This is a genomic window from Streptomyces sp. NPDC050546 (genome assembly GCF_044457425.1).
Lineage (GTDB): Bacteria > Actinomycetota > Actinomycetes > Streptomycetales > Streptomycetaceae > Streptomyces.
Genome location: NZ_JBITGX010000009.1, coordinates 404,214 through 420,857, shown reverse-complemented (window position 1 = coordinate 420,857; position 16,644 = coordinate 404,214). Strand labels below are relative to the sequence as shown.

Here is a 16,644-nt window from a genome sequence, read left to right as displayed (position 1 = left end):
CCCTGAGAAACGCACAGGCGGTTCTCAGGGAACGCCTGGGAATGCCGGAGTTCGGTGGGGCGAGGGGCCTGGGGGCGGCTGTGAGGGGTGTGGGGGAAGCTGTGGATCCGCTGGGCGGATCAAGAGGGGCTGATCAGAACAACCCCTCCTGCACCCCCGCTTCCTCCTTGAACTCCCGCACTGGAACGGTCAGTTCCGTGCCCCCGTCGGGCACCAGCTCCCACCCGGTCATCAACCGCGTGTCGAGCACGACGACCCCGCCCCCGGTGGCCAGATGCAGATCGGGCCCGGCGGCAGCCACCAGCTCCCCGCTCACGACCCCACCGCCCACGAGCTCGCTCACGACCCCGACGGCACCGGACAACCCCGCGAGCCCGAACACATCGACATGATCGACGACCCGCAGCGGCTCCCGCACCAGCGACTCCGGCCACCCCCCGAGCGCCACCGCCCGCGCATGCAGCTCGGCGACCTCACCGGCCCGCTCGGCCGCCGTCTCCGGCAACGCGGCCCGCACGGCCCGCTTCTCGGCGTAGGGAATCCGGTCGGGCACCCCCAGCGCGGCCCGCAGCAGCTCCTCGGTACGCCGCGCGGCCATGAGCGGCCCGGCACCCAGCCAGCTGAAGCAGACGGCACCCTGCTCCAGGAGCCGGGCCGAGCCCCGCTCCACCGCCGTGATCCCGACCTTGGTCATGCCGGGCCCGAACCACGCCAGATATACGTGATACGGCCGGGGATCGTCCGCGATCGTGTCTGCGGCCACGGAGTGCGCCCGGTCCAGCCGCGCACACTCCTCGCACCGCGCCCCCGTACTCCGCCCCGGCACGGCCACCCGCGCCGGACACGCATGCCCCCGAGCCCCCAGACACGTCCGCACGCCTCCCTCCGCGACCCCGAAGGCCACGCGTTTCCCCCAGGTCAGCGCACTGCGCCGCCCGCCGTCCCATACCAGCACGGGACCGTCCGCCGACCATCGCAGCCCCGAGCACTTCCATGCCTGTGCCATCTCTGCCGAGACTAGAGGTCACCACTGACAACGGCGCCGCGGCGCCCGGCCGGAACGATCAACGGGGACTCTGCGGAACCGGCGAGCGGGGGTTCACCTCGCGGAATCGGCCCCGACGGCGGCAGCGGCCGCCTCCGGCTCCTGGTTGCCCGCACGCACCGACACCGCGCCACCCAGCGCCGCCGGCCGCCTGCGCCCGGCCAGCCGGCACCCCAGGCACTCGTCGTGCCCACCCGGCGCCGACGAGTCCCGCACCCGCCAGGCCCACTCATTTCGGGGCCGGAGGCCGGGCCCCTTCCCCCATCCGCCGAGGTGCAGCGCCCAGGTGACGAGCAGAGCCACGACCCCGATCGCGATCCCACCGGCGATCAGCAGACCCGAGACCATGACGACCCCGGCACCCGCCACAGCTGCCGCGACGCTGCCGATCGCGCATCCGATCCACCCCGCGAACGTGTGCCCGTGGTCATACTCATGTGCGCTCACGCGCTGCCCCCTCATCACACCCATGCTGTTTCGGGCCCAAAACTCTCACGGACCAGGGGAATTGGGAATGCGAGCCGAGCCACGACCGACCGCCACGCCGGAGCAGGCACTCTCGGGGATGGACCCCCTCATCGCGACCCACCTGGTCGGACAGCACGAGATCGCCCAGCAGGCCGACATCAACGTGACCGACCTCACCTGCTTCGCCTACGTCATGGAGGCCGGCGAAAACCTCCTCACCCCGGGTGACTTGGCAGCCCGCGTCCACGTCACGACCGGCGCGGTCACCGGCATCCTCAACCGCCTGGAACGCGCCGGCTACATCACCCGCCGCCCCGACTGACCGGGCACCGGCCGAGCCGGGCAGCGCCTGAACACCCCGACCCCCTCCTCGACGAACATCTGCCGGACACCATGCCTTCCGCGTCACGTCTACAGCGCCACGTCTACCGCGCCTGCGACGCGACCTACACGCCTACTGCGGCCGCCGTGAGTGCCGGTTCGAGCGTCGGCGCACGGTGAAGACGCAGGCGAGCATGCCGAGCGCCCAGGCGATCAGAAGGGCTCCCCACAGCGGCATGGTCACGATCGGCACGAGAAGGCGGATCTCAACGCTCGAGCGGTTCTCGAAGATGAAGATCAGAGCGAGCGCGGTGATCAGTACGAACGGTATGAAGCGGCGAACGCCGGGGCGGGAAAGGAACGGCGTGTGCGCCTTGTGGTCTGGACTGGTCTGGGCCATGGGGTGCCTCTCCCTCACGTTGCCCCTGGCTCCAGCGTCCGCTTCCGGCCCCCGGCGCGCCACCGCACGATCGCCCCGCCTGCCGAAAGGCAAGCCCGGAGGCCCTGCGGATCATCTGAGGGCCTACTGGAGGTGCGGCCCCGCCTGAGAGGATGTCGCGGACCATCTCGCGAAATGGGGGGCGTGCATGCTCCTGCTCATCCTGTCGTTCGTCGTCCTGCTCGTCATCGGCGGCTGCGTCTGCGTCTTCTGGGCGGCCCGGGGCGACGCCCCACGCTGGGCACGGGGGGTGGCCAGGGCGACGCTGCTGGGCGGCGAACTGGCTCGCAGCGCGAACCGGAGTTCCCGCTCACGGCAGAGCAGCGGGGACGACTAGGGGGATCAGCCTCCTCCTCCGATCGCAAAGACCCCTCGGGATGATCCCAAGGGGTCTTTGACCTGTGTGCACTCGGCAGGATTCGAGGGGTTCGAACATTCAGCGAGTGGACTTGACGGCCTCGACGATGAGGTCGGCCACGGCGCCGGGCTGAGAGATGGCCACGGCGTGGGACGCCTCCACGCGCACCGCCTGCGACCCCGCGCGCTCGGCCATGAACTCCTGCGCCTGCACGGGGATTGCGTTGTCCTGCGTCGCGATCAGCGCCCATGAGGGCAGGGTGCGCCAGGCCGGCTCACCGGTCAGCTCGGCCGTCAGGGCGCTCTGGCGTACCGGGCGCTGGGTGACCGCCAGGAGGTTCGTGGTCGCCGTGGGCAGGTCACCGGCGATGACGTCCTGGAAGTGCTCGGGCTGAATCCGCAGCTCCGGCTCGCCGTCGTGCTCGGTCGCGGTGGTGGTCTCCGGCCCCATCTTGGCGCCGGGGAAGCGGGAGGCGTTCTCGAGGGCGCTCTCACCCTCGTCGGGCAGGAACGCGGCGACGTAGACAAGGGCGTCGACGTTGGACGCCTCACGGGCGGCTCGGGTGATCACGGCACCGGCGTAGGAGTGGCCCACCAGGACGACCGGACCCTCCACGGCCTTGGTGACGGTGGCGACGTACTGCGCGTCGGACTCGAGGCCGCGCAGCGGGTTCGCCGCAGCGACTGCCGCGTAGCCCTGCTCCTGGAGCCTGGCGATGACGTCCTTCCACATGGTGGAGTCACCGAAGGCGCCGTGGACCAGGACGATCGTGGGGGTGGTGCTCATGACTGTCGGGCCTCTCAGCTAGGGAGAACGATCGGTCTTTCTGCGAGAAAGACTAGTCGTTCTCCCTGAGGGCCGCAATGTGCTGAGCCCGACGGTCCAGAACGACTGGTCTTTCTCTACGATGGGATGCATGACCACTGCCTCGGCGCCTCACCCCAAGGACCGGCTGCTGCGCACCGCGTCCCGGCTGTTCTACGCGGAGGGCATCCACGCCGTCGGCGTCGAACGCCTCATCAGCGAGGCCCAGGTCACGCGCGCCACCTTCTACCGTCACTTCCCCAGCAAGGACGACCTGGTCTCCGCCTACCTCACAGCCACGGCCGAGGGGATCCGGAACGCGGTCGGGAACGGGCGAGCCGGCAAGTCACCGCGCGAGGCGGTCCGCGCGGTGATGGCCGTGCTCGGCGACGCGACCCTCGAAGACGGCTTCCGCGGCTGCCAGTTCCTCAACGCCGCCGCCGAATACCCCGACCGCACCCACCCGGTCCGCGCGGTGATCGACGACCAGCGCACCTGGCTGTTCGAGGTACTCCGCGACCTCTCCGCCGACCTGGACCACCCCGACCCCGACCACGCCGCACGCGTACTCGTCCTCCTGCACGACGGCGCGTTCCAAGCCGCGGAACTCGACGACGCGTCGGTCGTCCGCGAAACCCTGCGCCGCGCCGTCGACGAGGTCTTCCCCCACCACGACGCCTGACCGAGACGCCGACCACGGCCCCCCTCTCGGAGCCACCTCCGGCGCGCCCGCCGAGAACACGACGTTCACACCCCCGCGCAACCCACCGGGGCGCGCCCCACCACCGCGGCGGCCCCTCAGCGGGCCGCGCCCTGGGCGACTCCTACACCACGGGCGGCCGGGTTGACCGTGTGGCGGGTACCGATCCCGCCGAGCGCACCTCGATCCGGTCGCCGGCCAGGGGGGGTGAGGCAGGCGGCGGGCATCTGTCAGCAGGACGCCGTCGACTGGGGATCCAGCGGCTCGCGCTCCGGTGCATCGACGAGCAAGGACTCAGGCACGGCGCATCGTCGAGGGCGCCGGTGGGCTCGTCCGCCAGCACCAGCGCCAGCGTGAACACGCCTACCGCACCGCACGGCGAGCAACCAGGAAGGCCGGTTCAGCATCCACGAAGTACGCAGGGGCACTACAGCGCGTTCGTTTGCGATCACTTGGTGACTCCCGCTACTCCGTCCTGCTCAACTCCCCTTCCGAGAGCCCTCCTTGATGTCGATTGACCGCAAGTCACGCTTATCGCCTCGCCACGCGGAAGCCGAAGCACCGGACAGAACGCCGGAAACCGACCCTATGCGTCCGGATGTCCTCGTCTGGCTGGTCCCGATGCTGTGGACCGTCACCCTCGGCCTGTGGGGCCTGTCACGAGAGAGCAGTGTGTGGCGGGACGAAGCCGCGACCTGGCAGGTTGCCCAGCGCTCCACCGCCGAGATCTGCCGGATGCTGGGGAACGTCGACGTCGTGCACGGGTCCTACTACCTGCTGATGCACGCGCTGTTCGAATGCTTTGGACCCAGCACCACGACCCTGCGGCTGCCGTCGGTGCTGGCCACGGGAGTGGCGGCGGCCTGCGTGGCGGTGATCGGACATCGGCTGGCCGGCGTATGGGTGGGCCTGGCGGGAGGGATGACGCTCGGGCTGCTTCCGGCCGTCCAGTTCTATCTGCAGGAAGGGCGGTCGTACGCACTGGTCGCAGCCGGATGCGGGATCTCCACCCTGCTGCTCGTGAACCTGCTCCAGAGACGCGTCCGCACGCTGTACTGGGTCGCCTACGGCACCACGATCCTGCTGATGGGGCTGCTGAACTGGCTCTCGCTCATGATCTTGGCAGCACACCTTGCGACCCTGCTCTGGGCCCGCTCCGAGAGCGATATCTGGACACGCTGGACGACGGCCTCCGCGGCCGCCACAGCAGGTGTACTGCCGTTGATCCTCTTCAGCCGAGGCCAGTCCGCACAGGTGTCCTGGATACCGCCGCTGACCTGGCACATGATGATCGGCCCCGCGGTCCTCCTGGCGATCGGTGGCCTCGGCGCACTGCTGGACCGGCCGCGAGCAGGCCGACTGTCGGTCGCGGCCGTCGGCTTGCCGCTGCTGGCGGTGCCGCACGTCGGACTCGTCGCGCTTTCCGCGTTCCAGCCGCTGTTCCTGGACCGGTACATCCTCTACAGCCTGCTGGGCCTTGCGCTCCTGATCGGTTCCGTCGTCGGCTCGGTGACAGAGGCGGTACGGTTCCGGCGCCCCAGGGCGGCGCGGTGGATTCTTCCCGCAGTGGTCACGGCTGCGGTGATCACCCTGCTGCCGCAGTCACTCACCAAGCGCTCTCCGGCAAGCAGGGTGGACGACGTCATGGCCATAGCGTCGGACGTACGGCGGTTGAAGGGGACGCAGAGTGCGGTGCTCTTCATCCCGTCTGCGCGCCGGGACACCAAGTCCGTCTCGCCGAGCGCCTTCGCCGGTCTGCGGGACATCGCTCTGGAGATGAGCCCGGAGCAGTCCGGGACACTGAAGGGCCTGGAGGCGAGCCCGAGTCACATACGGACGGAGATGCTGGCCCAGCGGCGGATACTGCTGGTGACGGACGCGCCGCAGGTGGCGAGACCAGTGAAGGCCGCACGGGACAGGATGAAGACCGCCGTGCTGAAGAAGCACTTCAGGCCGGTGGCCGACGAGCAGGTCCGCGGCCGGAGGGTGACGGTGTACGAGCGACTGGCACCGGTTCAATGACCGAGAAGCCGTGCCAACGGCAGGCGTCACCCCGTGAAGGCGCCCGGTGGGCTGGGCGAGTTGATCGAGGCGGCGCTCAGCCACACTGACGGGGAATGGCGACGGCCACGCAGAGCCAACCGTTCCCCGGCCCGTACCGGGGCCACGGGGCCTGAGGCCGCCTGATGCCGGACGAGTCTTGTCTGCTTCCCCGGTCCGGCTCCGAGGGCGAACGCAGCCACGATCACTGAACACCTGACCGAGGCCCGACGGGACACCCTCCGCATCGCCGAAAGCCGAGGCCGGCGCCTGGCCTGCACCACCCGAGCAAGCCCTAGCCGCGGCTGCGCTGCTACCAGACGCCCAGAAACGCCAGCGGCCCCGGATCTCTCCGGGGCCGCTGATCTATGTGCACTCGGCAGGATTCGAACCTGCAACCTTCTGATCCGTAGGATCGGGCAGCACCCCGCAAGGGGAGCCAGCGGGCCCTGACCGCCATCGCTCAGGTTAGCGATCATGTGAGTCTGTGTGCCGTCGTTGCCGTCAGCGCTGCCGTCAAATCCCAGCCCAGCCCTGGGAGCCCGCCGACTCCGAAGCAGCCTAGGACAAGTGCTCGGCGAACAAAAGCGCGACCCATGTGCACGCCGATGCTTGTAATAGATGGTGCATGCGAGGAAGTAGGTGAGCCGGGTCCCTGTCGACGTTGCACGCAGATCCGCGTTGACCAGAATAAAGCCTCGAAATATTCGATCTTGAGAAGGTTCGAGCAACCAAGGTGGTTACGAGTCGCAGCCGGTTATGTCACCATGAGTCACGAGTTGGCGATGACTGGGGGTACTCATGAGCATGATGAGCGGCGAGGACCGCCGGAAGATCTGGATCTATACGCTGTGGGTCGTGGGGGCCGTAGCCTTGGCAATTGTCGGCATCTTCACTGTATCGGCGAACGTGGGCGGGAGTAACAACAATTGCCAAGGGGCTGTTTGCGGAGATAAGAACGTCGGCAATACCGTAGGCACTACGGAACCCAGCAGGTGAAGCACGATGCGCCGTCTCACTTCGTTGTTCCTGCTTGCTTTTGCGTTCAGTGTAACTGGCTGCACAGACAATACTTGCAATGATTCCATCTGCGGGGATCACAACAAAGATAACAGCGTCGACAGGCCAGGATCCGCCTCACCCTTACAGTCCGCTGCAGAACGGATAAAAGATCTTGATGTGGGACTCGATGTCGATCTTTTCGAGAGGACTCTTGGCAGAGAGAATAGAGTCTCTACTTACGCGGGCGACAGTGAGGACTTCTTCTACGCAGGAGAGGGCGGAAAGGTTCGAGAGCTCACAGCGAGGATCTACAGAGTTGGCAGTTTCTACGTTCAAGTGGGAGCGAACAAGGCTGGGACCGTTGTCGTTATGATAATTCAGTCCTGCGATCCAAAGGCGCGACTGGCCTTACCCCGCCAAGGTGAAACCGCAGTACTCAACTCAACTCGCTTTTCCGAGATGTCCAAGGATCTACCTAAACGGGCCAGCTACAACATTCCCGCTTCGAATCCCGGCGAATTCATTGAGTTCTCTACACCCGGTGGAGTTGATGACGGCGTGGGAGAGGTCTGGGGTGTCGGGCCCGCTTGCAATAGCAAGTGGGCCGGAAACGGGGAAGAACCAATGATCAACTGGAATGGTACTGATGGGCACTTACGTGTGCCGGCAGTAAGCTATTACCCTGACATACCGAATCCTACGGTCAGTCCGTGGCGGGAGCTGAGTCGCTTCCGCGCGGGGAAAACCATCAACCTTTACGGAAAGGCTTCACCAGTTTTTGACCCGGATCAATTCCCCTTGCTCCCAGGTCATGGCACACCACACGAGATTGTGTCTCGACTGGAGAAGGCCTCCAGTAAGAGCTCACCGCCGGGAGTAGGTACATGAGTTACGTCAGGCGGTCGAGGTCGAGGTCGATTGCATGTCGTGCAGTAACAGCCCTGGCGCTGGTAACGGCACTCCTGAGTGGCTGCACTAGCAGTAATTGCACTGGGTCGATCTGCGGAACGGATATCGACAATGGGAATGTGACACGTAGCGAGAGTAGCTCTACCTCACGAGTAAACATTTCCTATCTCGCCGACCTTATACGCAAAGGCCCATTCTTGGAGCCTCTACCCAGGCCGCTTGAGGCAAAGGGAATCAAAGACGTTCAGATCGCGGACAGCTCGCCTCGAATCGACGCCGTGGCAATCGATTTACAGTATGTTCCTGGAGAGCAAGAGTACGGCCCCACACCTACTCCGAGTGCACATATTGAAGTTTACAGAAATGCGGAAGACGCTGCGCGACAAGGGAAGCGTAGACTCAATGCGCTTCGCGAGCAGTACAAGAGTTCCGATACGCGAGGAGATTCGAAGAGCTTCTTCGTATATGCGCCCCATGAGATCATCGCTGGTGGCGTTCGGGGCTTCGTGTACGTTGAGGCCTATTCGTTCCCCGGCGCTAATGCATTTATCTCGCTAGCGACGGGGACAGTCAGTTCGATGCTGCGATATGCGGACAAGATGACTGCACTTTCAACCGGAACAAGCTAATGGGCTTGTAGCCGCACGCGCGCGAAACAGGTTGCGATTGCGGACTCTGCCATCAGAATTCGGGATCAGGCAGCTCGCCTAAAGAAGTGCTGGCAGCAGCGACAGGTCCGTCAGCTCACGGCACAGGTACATGGCGATCTGCCGGGCCGTGACGAGCTAGCGGGGGCGCGATCCGCCTCACAGGTCCTCGATGGTCAGCCCGAAGTAGTCCGCCGTTCGCGCCCATGATGGCAGTCGACGTGATCTCCGGCGTCGCGTCCTCGCTACGGGGGAGCAAGTCCTTCGTCGACACTGCGCAGAGCTGGGCCCCGTCCCTTCGGCCCGCCACGCCCACATCCGGGGCCCGCTGGTGTCACCTAGATTGTCATCGGCCCCCGATACTCTGGCAGTTCACCGGGGAGGGGACGCCATGGGGAAGCGTCAGCGGCGACGCCAACGCCAGCAGAACAAGACCACCAAGCAGCAGACACCGACCGTGCAGCGCCATTTCATCCCGAGCGCGGCCACGCCGCTCGTCGAGGTGGTCTTCCACGAGGACGTCTCCGGCCAGGACAAGCAGATTTGCCTGGACTACTGGGCGTTCACCGAGCCCGGCACCTGGACACGTAAAGTCTCCGACATCGGCCCCAACGCGCAAGTCCTGCGCACAGTGAAAGCCTCCTGCCACGCCGACCTGCTCACGGTCATCTGCCCCGACTGCGCTGGCCCGCGCAGCGTGTACAGCCGCTCCGACGTGACCGCGACCCGTCTGTGGTTCCCAGACGTCTTCCCTCACGAGGAGACCGTGTCGCCGGTCAAGTGCCAGACGTGCCGGGACGCAGAAGCCGCAGAACGAGCCAGGGAAGCCGAACGCGCATCCGAGGAGGAGCGCGAACGGACTGCGCGGCAGGTCGAAGCGGCTGGCGTCTGGCTTCGAGAGCAGGCCGACCGGGATGCCCCGAGTAGCCTCCCAGACCTGGTCGGCGCCCTCACCCTGCTGGCCATGGTGGACATCATGCAGCGCAAGCAGGCGGAGTCGATCGGCCCGCTGAGCAACCTGAACTACACGCTCACCGCGTCCGCCGACACGGACAATGAGGTCATCCGGACCCTCCACCAGGACCGGTGGATCTGCCCCACCACGCCAGCCACCACCAGCAACTTCACCTTCAACGAGGACGACACCGCCCGCGGGGTGTACATCACCCAGGTTCCCTGGAAGCTGGCCCCTCCCTTGAGCGACCCGGCAGGGCGTCGTGAACTGATCGCGCTCCTGCACGACATGCTGTGGGACCGGCCTGATGATCTGCATAAGCAGATCTACAAGCTCGAGGCTGGCATGGCCGTCGACTACCTCGAGGGCCTCCTCACCCGGAAGTACAACGAGGAACCCATCCCCGAGCACCGGCTCCCCGACGCCTACGAGACGTTCCTGAGCGCCCGCGAGGAAGGCTTCACGCTCGGACAGCTCGTCGCTGTCGCATGGAGCTCCGCCGCTGGCTCCGTCGCATGGGGGCAGCGAACCCCAGGCTTGAAGCCGGGCAGCGTGTCCGCCGCGTCCGTCACAAACCTGGAACGCCGTATCGGCTACGCCAGGGACCGCCGCATCGACGAATACGAGCTGCCCAACTGGGTGCTGCGGCCCGCCATCCACTCCACGGCCCTACGACTGCTCCAGCAGCAGGAAGCCGAACTGGGTGCGCTGAGCCGGTTCCGTGCCCTGCGGCAGCAGGTCGTCAGCCAGGACATCGAGGATCTCGACTACGACCAGGAGGACATCCCAGCCTCCGGCAGCGATGAAGCCCTTGATGCGGCCGACTTCCTACAGAGGCTGCGTTCTGGCGCCGCGCGGGAAAGCACAGACCTGCCCATCACCTACGGCCTGGTCACTCCTGACGGAAGTCTGGAGTTCCACACCGAACCGCCCGACAAGATGCGAGACAAGGTCAGCCTCGCCGGCTCGGGCTACGTCGACCGCGTTGTGCTCCCCGATCAGGCCCGCGTCCACGCCTACATCGCCGAGCTGGTGCCCGCCTCCGAGGAGAACGCCAATCCAGTCGCTGATCAGATGCTCAGGCTGATGGAGTGCTTCGACGGGCCCTTCTACGGCCCTCTCGCCTTCTTCGGCATTGGGCACAGCAACCGACGGCCACGCAGCTTGGACGCGGAGCAGCAGGACATGCTGCGCGCCGCCTATGAGGTTGCGGCAGCGAGGGTCAAGTAACCGCTGGTCAGACGTCGCTTCACATTCCCTGGAGAAAAGATGCTGATCGCAGCTCATGATGACGGATCACATATCGAGGCCTCACGCGACTTGCCCACAGCAACCTACCTGTGCCCGATGTGCGAGTCACAGGTCATCCTGAAACGCGGGCGCAAGGTCGCCGCCCACTTCGCTCACGCCCCGAACTCCGACTGCCCCGGAGCAGAACCGGAGAGCTGGAGGCACCTCCTGGCCAAGCAGGTCCTGGCCGAGCAGTTCAAGGTGCTGGGATGGGGCGCCCGCATCGAAGTGCCCCACCCGGCAGCGCCACCCGGCTGATGCACTTCTCCGGGCTGCTGACGCTGGCCCTCAACGTCGCCGAACCCATCGCCGCCGGACACTACAGCCGGGCAGCCGTGGACGCCGTGGCTCCCCTGCTCCTGCTCGGCTGGGGCGCGGTCGGCCCGCAACTCCTGCGCGCCTTCCACACCGTCACCCGCCCCGCCGACCCGGCCCCCGAAGCAGAAGAGACCAAACCGGCGCCCGAAACGACCCTGCCCCATGCCCCCGCTGCCGCACAGCTCACCGATCCGGCCCCGCCCGTCGCGCCGGACTCAGTCCCGACCCCGGCCCCGGTAGCTCCGCGCGTCACCCCGGCTCCCACCCTGCCCGCGCTCAAGGTGCCTGAGCCGCTGCTGACCGAAGCGCGCTCCATTGCCGCGTCCCACCTCGCCGAGCACGGAACAGCGATTACTCCGGCCCAGCTGAAGACGCGACTCGGCATCGGCCTGCCCATGGCCACCGCCCTCCACGCCGCCCTGTAGGGCCGCGCCCCCCGCCGGCCTTTCCGGCACCTCCCACCGTCGCCCGCCCCTGGGCCCGACCCGTCATGTCTGCGGGCAGCCGCCCGAGCGTTCATCGCTGCTGCCCGCAGGCCCCACTCTCGCGCCAGAAAGGACCCCCGGCACTCATGCACCGCCCCCTCGACCTGCGGCACGTCGTCAGCCCCGGCCTGCGGGACCTGATCGAGCTGGCCAACACTCACAACTTCGACCGCGTCACCGAACAGGTTCGCAACCTGCGCGGCTGCACCAGCCCCGTCAACCTCCACGGCTGGACGGTCACCACCGACTCGACGACCAAGGAAGTAGTCCGCTCCTACCGCTCCGAAGACGAGCCCTCCGGGCGCCTCCTGACCACCTGCGGCAACCGCCGCGCCTCCCGCTGCCCCGCCTGCTCCCGCGTCTACGCCGCCGACACCTACCACCTGATCAAGGCCGGACTGTCCGGCGGCAAGAACGTCGCTGAGACCGTCCGCGACCACCCCCGCGCCTTCGTCACCCTCACCGCCCCCTCCTTCGGCCCCGTCCACAACCGCAAGACCGACAGCGCGGGCAAGACCCGCCCCTGCGGCTGCGGCGCCCACCATGCCGAGGACGACCCGGCGTTGGGCACACCGCTCGACCCAGCCACCTACGACTACTCCGGCGCCGTGCTCTGGAACGCCCACGCCGGGCAGCTGTGGGGGCGCTTCACTACGTACCTGCGCCGCGCCCTGGCCGAACACCTCGGCATGACGCAGAAGGCACTGAGCTCCGCTCTCCGCGTCTCCTTCGCCAAAGTCGCCGAGTACCAGAAGCGCGGCCTGGTCCACTTCCACGCCGTGATCCGCTTCGACGGACCCGACGGCCACACCACACCGCCTCCGTCCTGGGCCACCTTCGACGCCCTCCAGGTCGCGGTGGACCTGGCGGTCGAGCGGGCTCGGCTCACCGTCGAGTCCGACGCCATCGGTGAGCGCGTGATCAAGTGGGGCGACCGGTTCAAGGTCGACCAGATCTCCGCCTTGGGCGACGGCGAGCTCACCGACGCCAAGGTCGCCGGATACGTCGCCAAGTACGCCACCAAGAACGCCGAAGGCGCGGGCACCGTAGACCGCACCCTCATGTGCCGTCCTTGCCAGGGACGCGGCTACGTACGAGGTCCCGATGGCTTCCGCGACCTGTGCGACGACTGCGAAGGCACCGGGCAGGCCGAACCCATCAAGGCCCTGCCGGTGCAACGGCACGTACGGCAGATGATCCGCACCGCCTGGGACCTCGGGAACCTACCTGAGTTCGCCGACCTCAAGCTCTGGAAGTGGGCCCACATGCTCGGCTTCCGAGGCCACTTCTCCAGCAAGTCCCGCGCCTACTCCACCACCCTCGGCGCCCTCCGCGACGTACGCCGCGCCTGGCGCCTCGCCCAGGCCGGAGCCGCCCGCGCCGGCCTCCCCACCACCGACGAGACCACCCTCGTCACCGCCTCCTCGTGGACCTACCTCAGTAGCGGCTACCGCCCCGGCGAGGAACTCCTAGCCGCCCAGGTACGCCAAGACATAGCCCACACCCAACGCCTCAAGCAGGAAGGACTGCTGCCCGCATGACGACGGCCGTACTCACCGTGGACCAAGTCGCCGAGCGTCTCGGGATCAGCCGCTGGAAGGTCCACGACCTAATCCGCTCCCGCGAACTCGCCTCCTTCAAGATCGGCCGTTGCCGCCGCATCAGCGAAGCCGCCTTGGACGCCTACGTATCCCTCCGAACCGAGCAGGAAGCCGCCTGATGGCCAAGCCGAAGAAGAACGCCAACAACGAGGGCACCATCTACCAGCGCAAGGACGGCCGCTGGGAGGGCAGTGCCTACGTCCTGACGACGGACGGCACATACAAGCGGCGGAGCGTCTACGGCAAGACCTGGGACGAGGCGCACGAGAAGCTGACCAAGCTCAAGGCCGACTCCCACAACGGTCTGCCGGTCTCCACCAGCAAGATGACCATCGCCGAGTACCTGACGTACTGGCTCACTAACGTCGCCCAGGGCAAGGTCCGCAGGACCACGTACGTCAACTACGAATCGCTCGTCCGCAACTACGTCACGTCCGAGTTCGGCAGGAAGAAGCTGGCCCGGCTTACCGCCCGCGACATCCGGGCCTTCCTGACAAAGACGGCGGCGACCTGCCAGTGCTGCGCGCAGGGCAAGGACAAGAACCGGCCCGAGCACAAGCGACGTTGCTGCGCCCTCGGCAAGTGCTGCACGAAGCTCCCCTCGGACCGGACCGTGCGCTTCCTGCTGGTGATCCTGCGGGCCGCCCTCCAGCACGCCGTACGTGAGGACGAGCTGCCCCGCAACGTGGCCCGGAACGTGGAGCTGAGCATGGGAACGAAGCGAGAGATAGAACCGCTCACGGTCAAAGAAGGGCGTCAGCTCCTGACGGCGGCCCGAGACAACCGACTGCGGGCCGCGTACGAGCTGGCGGTCCGCATCGGCCTGCGGCGCGGTGAGCTGCTCGGACTGCGCTGGTCAGACGTCGACCTTCACGAAGGCGTCCTCACGGTCCGGCAGGCCCTACAGCGGGTCGGCGGCGAACTGCTGATCGTGGCGCCGAAGACGCAGCGCTCGGCCCGTCGCGTGGCCCTGCCATCCGAGTGCGTGACGGCGCTCCGCGCTCAGCGTGCCCAGCAAATCGCCGACCGGAAGGCAGCAGGTGCCAACTGGAAGGGGACGGGCCACGGCCTCGTCTTCACCACGAAGAACGGGACGCCCATCGAGCCCCGCAACCTGAACCGCTCCTTCGAGGCCCTGTGTTTTCGCGCCGGCGTCCGCAGGGTCCGCTTCCATGACCTGCGCCACACCTGCGCCTCGCTGCTCCACGAACAGGGTGCCGACGCCCGCATGATCATGGAAGTCCTCGGCCACAGCTCCATCCGCGTGACCATGGACATCTACACCTTCGTACGGCTCGACTCCCAGCGGTCCGCCTTCAACCGCGTCGGGGACGCTTTGCGGGATGACAGCAACCATCCGGACGGGCATTGATAATGCTGCGGCAGTCGAACGTCGGATGATGAATACTTAAGGGCACACGGCTGGCACCCGCCGGTCGGCGTATCCGGGCAGGCGGGCCTGTCCGGCGCGCCGGAGTCTGGAGCCATGCACAGGTCCAGGGTGATCGTAGAACCCCCAGACAGCCGTGGTCTGCGGCAGGTCCGTGTGGATGGCGAAGTGGTCGGGGCGGCCTGGTCGCTGCACGATCTTCGGAAGGTCCTTATCCGCAAGGGCTTCCCGGGGGACGTGGACCTCACGGATCGTGCGCTCATCTCGTGGCGCAAGGTGGGTAGCGACAGCTGGCCGGACAAGACGCGCAAGAGACACGCGACCGCCGTATTTATGGCTGCGGGATTGGCCTGGTCGGCGATCTTCCTCGTTTTCATCGGCAGCGAGGATGCCTTCGGAGCCCTGACCTTCGCGTCACAAGTAAGCGGCTTTCTTCTCTTCCTTGCGGGTGTTGCCCAGCTCTTGGCGACCGGTGCTGTGCAGGACTATTGGGGCAAGCGGACGGCACGGTACTCCGGACTGATGATCCTGGTCGGCGTTCTCATCGCACTGCTCGTCCACTCCATGCTCGTGGCCCTTTGGCTCCAAGAGAGGGAGTTCACGCGCTGGGCCTTCAATTACGTGTCGCTGACGTTGTGGTCCCTGTGGGCGACCTGGATCGTCGTCCGGGAGAAGGCCTGGCGGGGCACCCCGCACCCCAGACAGGTCACTGCGGGCGTGCTGGCGACCTCACTGATCGCCGGCGCGAACTTCGCATACTCGGCTGCGTATCAGCCGTACGCGACGAGCCCACAAATCACACTCAGCGCCAAGTTCGGCAAGCCGCAGATGGACCTCGCGGATCAGGTGATCCACGTTCCGGTGACGTTCTCCCTGCAGAACACCGGAAAAGTGCCCGTCACGATCCTCGGCAGCGTGTTCCGGGTGCACGGTGTGAGCTCGGATCCCGAGACCGGCGAGAAGGGGCTGGTTGGGGTCAGGGAGGACGTGGAGGGGTACGCGGATAGTGAGCTATATGCCAGTTCGCCTGAAAAACGCTTGATCACGACTGGGCTGATCATCGATGCGGGAGACTACTTCTACCCAGGGACAGGACAGGCCAAGGACGTGGTGGTGCAAGTACCCAAGGGGACCGACCACGAGAGCCTGGAGATCTACGGGGCCGTCACGGTGCTCAGGAAGGACCGGGGCGAGGTAGACGACATGTTCGGCTACCCCTGGTACTCCTGGGTGAAGGGGGAGACCGACATCATCGAGTGTCCGCCGAAGGACTGTGGTGACTACGTCTTGCACCTGGGAGAGCTGACTCACAACAACAACATCATCAACGTGACGCGCAAAAAGCGCTACGTCTTCGCCATCCGCAACCTTGGCGAGGAGCCGGACATGTACGCGTTCGTTGCCCCGCTCAATGCCCGGGGCAAAGTATCTGCCAAGTTCGTGCCCGATGAGGACTACGGGGTGGAGACCGTCCCTACCGGAACCGTCGCCATGTCTTTGGCTACCATCCTGAATGCCGTCGGCTAGCTGGCCAGCACGCCGACGCCGTCTGCCTTCGAGGCAGTCTTCCTGGCTGCCTCCTTCACCCTCCCGACGCAGCGGCACGGCACCATGGCAGTTGAGCTGAAACACGCATCGCCGACCCTGACCGCCGGCCTTGTGTCCGTCCTTCGCAGCGGTTGCCGTCAACCGCCGCCGTCAAGACATACGTCAGAGGCCCTGTGTATCACTCCACAGGGCCTCTGGTCTGCTGTGCACTCGGCAGGATTCGAACCTGCAACCTTCTGATCCGTAGGCGCGTTCACCCATGAACCGCGAGGCGCCAACCAGCCGAACAGCGGCGTCAATCCACAGCCCTAAGCCGATGTTGGT

Annotated in this window: 15 protein-coding genes and 2 pseudogenes; 12 read left to right on the top strand and 5 right to left on the bottom strand. The window is 66.6% G+C overall.

The genetic code is table 11. From position 1 onward, the window contains the following. Positions 1 to 133: 133 nt before the first annotated feature. Positions 134 to 1,006, bottom strand: a complete 873-nt coding sequence (locus ACIBK5_RS24455) for a DUF2797 domain-containing protein (RefSeq protein ID WP_399022397.1) — start codon at positions 1,004 to 1,006, stop codon at positions 134 to 136. 93 nt (positions 1,007 to 1,099) lie between these two features. Next, positions 1,100 to 1,492, bottom strand: coding sequence for an HGxxPAAW family protein (locus ACIBK5_RS24450; protein ID WP_399022395.1), 393 nt, complete (start codon positions 1,490 to 1,492; stop codon positions 1,100 to 1,102). Between the two features lie 67 nt (positions 1,493 to 1,559). On the opposite strand from ACIBK5_RS24450, the pseudogene ACIBK5_RS24445 reads away from it, so the two are divergent. Continuing rightward, positions 1,560 to 1,832, top strand: a pseudogene (locus tag ACIBK5_RS24445) (MarR family winged helix-turn-helix transcriptional regulator); the annotation flags it as partial. 135 nt (positions 1,833 to 1,967) lie between these two features. On the opposite strand, the gene ACIBK5_RS24440 reads toward ACIBK5_RS24445, so the two are convergent. Beyond that, a complete protein-coding gene (locus tag ACIBK5_RS24440; protein ID WP_399022393.1) occupies positions 1,968 to 2,234 on the bottom strand; it encodes a hypothetical protein in 267 nt (88 codons plus the stop codon). Between the two features lie 187 nt (positions 2,235 to 2,421). Between ACIBK5_RS24440 and ACIBK5_RS24435 the strand changes: the two genes are divergently transcribed. Further along, positions 2,422 to 2,610, top strand: coding sequence for a hypothetical protein (locus ACIBK5_RS24435; protein WP_399022391.1), 189 nt, complete (start codon positions 2,422 to 2,424; stop codon positions 2,608 to 2,610). 99 nt (positions 2,611 to 2,709) lie between these two features. Here the strand turns inward: ACIBK5_RS24435 and ACIBK5_RS24430 are convergent, their stop codons facing one another. Next, positions 2,710 to 3,417, bottom strand: a complete 708-nt coding sequence (locus ACIBK5_RS24430) for an alpha/beta fold hydrolase (protein ID WP_399022389.1) — start codon at positions 3,415 to 3,417, stop codon at positions 2,710 to 2,712. 130 nt (positions 3,418 to 3,547) lie between these two features. On the opposite strand from ACIBK5_RS24430, the gene ACIBK5_RS24425 reads away from it, so the two are divergent. The 3 genes from ACIBK5_RS24425 to ACIBK5_RS24415 all read left to right on the top strand — a co-directional run bounded on the left by ACIBK5_RS24425 (position 3,548) and on the right by ACIBK5_RS24415 (position 8,065). Then, positions 3,548 to 4,117 carry a TetR/AcrR family transcriptional regulator gene (locus ACIBK5_RS24425; protein WP_399022387.1) on the top strand — a complete coding sequence of 190 codons (570 nt, stop codon included), beginning with the start codon at positions 3,548 to 3,550 and terminating at the stop codon, positions 4,115 to 4,117. Between the two features lie 606 nt (positions 4,118 to 4,723). Next, positions 4,724 to 6,157 (top strand): hypothetical protein, encoded by a 1,434-nt coding sequence (locus ACIBK5_RS24420; RefSeq protein WP_399022385.1) that lies wholly within the window; start codon positions 4,724 to 4,726, stop codon positions 6,155 to 6,157. Between the two features lie 1,197 nt (positions 6,158 to 7,354). Next, positions 7,355 to 8,065, top strand: a complete 711-nt coding sequence (locus ACIBK5_RS24415; RefSeq protein ID WP_399022383.1) for a hypothetical protein — start codon at positions 7,355 to 7,357, stop codon at positions 8,063 to 8,065. 746 nt (positions 8,066 to 8,811) lie between these two features. On the opposite strand, the pseudogene ACIBK5_RS24410 reads toward ACIBK5_RS24415, so the two are convergent. Beyond that, positions 8,812 to 9,001, bottom strand: a pseudogene (locus tag ACIBK5_RS24410) (helix-turn-helix domain-containing protein); the annotation flags it as partial. A gap of 123 nt (positions 9,002 to 9,124) precedes the next feature. Between ACIBK5_RS24410 and ACIBK5_RS24405 the strand changes: the two are divergent. The 7 genes from ACIBK5_RS24405 (at position 9,125) to ACIBK5_RS24375 (ending at position 16,299) form a co-directional block, all read left to right on the top strand. Beyond that, positions 9,125 to 10,918 (top strand): hypothetical protein, encoded by a 1,794-nt coding sequence (locus ACIBK5_RS24405; protein WP_399022381.1) that lies wholly within the window; start codon positions 9,125 to 9,127, stop codon positions 10,916 to 10,918. 39 nt (positions 10,919 to 10,957) lie between these two features. Further along, positions 10,958 to 11,236 carry a competence protein CoiA family protein gene (locus ACIBK5_RS24400; RefSeq protein WP_399022379.1) on the top strand — a complete coding sequence of 93 codons (279 nt, stop codon included), beginning with the start codon at positions 10,958 to 10,960 and terminating at the stop codon, positions 11,234 to 11,236. After that, the gene (locus ACIBK5_RS24395) at positions 11,188 to 11,721 is read left to right on the top strand and encodes a hypothetical protein (RefSeq protein WP_399022377.1); all 534 of its coding nucleotides are present in this window, start codon (positions 11,188 to 11,190) and stop codon (positions 11,719 to 11,721) included. Before ACIBK5_RS24400 ends, ACIBK5_RS24395 begins: the two co-directional genes overlap by 49 nt. Positions 11,722 to 11,867: 146 nt before the next feature. Continuing rightward, entirely contained in the window at positions 11,868 to 13,322 is a 1,455-nt protein-coding gene (locus tag ACIBK5_RS24390; protein WP_399022375.1) for a replication initiator, read from the top strand. Further along, entirely contained in the window at positions 13,319 to 13,501 is a 183-nt protein-coding gene (locus ACIBK5_RS24385) for a helix-turn-helix domain-containing protein (protein WP_019324615.1), read from the top strand. The genes ACIBK5_RS24390 and ACIBK5_RS24385 overlap by 4 nt, the downstream gene beginning before the upstream one ends. Next, positions 13,501 to 14,754: a tyrosine recombinase XerC gene (gene xerC / locus ACIBK5_RS24380; protein WP_399022373.1), complete on the top strand. Its 1,254-nt coding sequence runs from the start codon at positions 13,501 to 13,503 to the stop codon at positions 14,752 to 14,754. Before ACIBK5_RS24385 ends, xerC begins: the two co-directional genes overlap by 1 nt. Positions 14,755 to 14,928: 174 nt before the next feature. After that, positions 14,929 to 16,299: a hypothetical protein gene (locus ACIBK5_RS24375; protein WP_399022371.1), complete on the top strand. Its 1,371-nt coding sequence runs from the start codon at positions 14,929 to 14,931 to the stop codon at positions 16,297 to 16,299. The last annotated feature ends 345 nt before the right edge of the window (positions 16,300 to 16,644 follow it).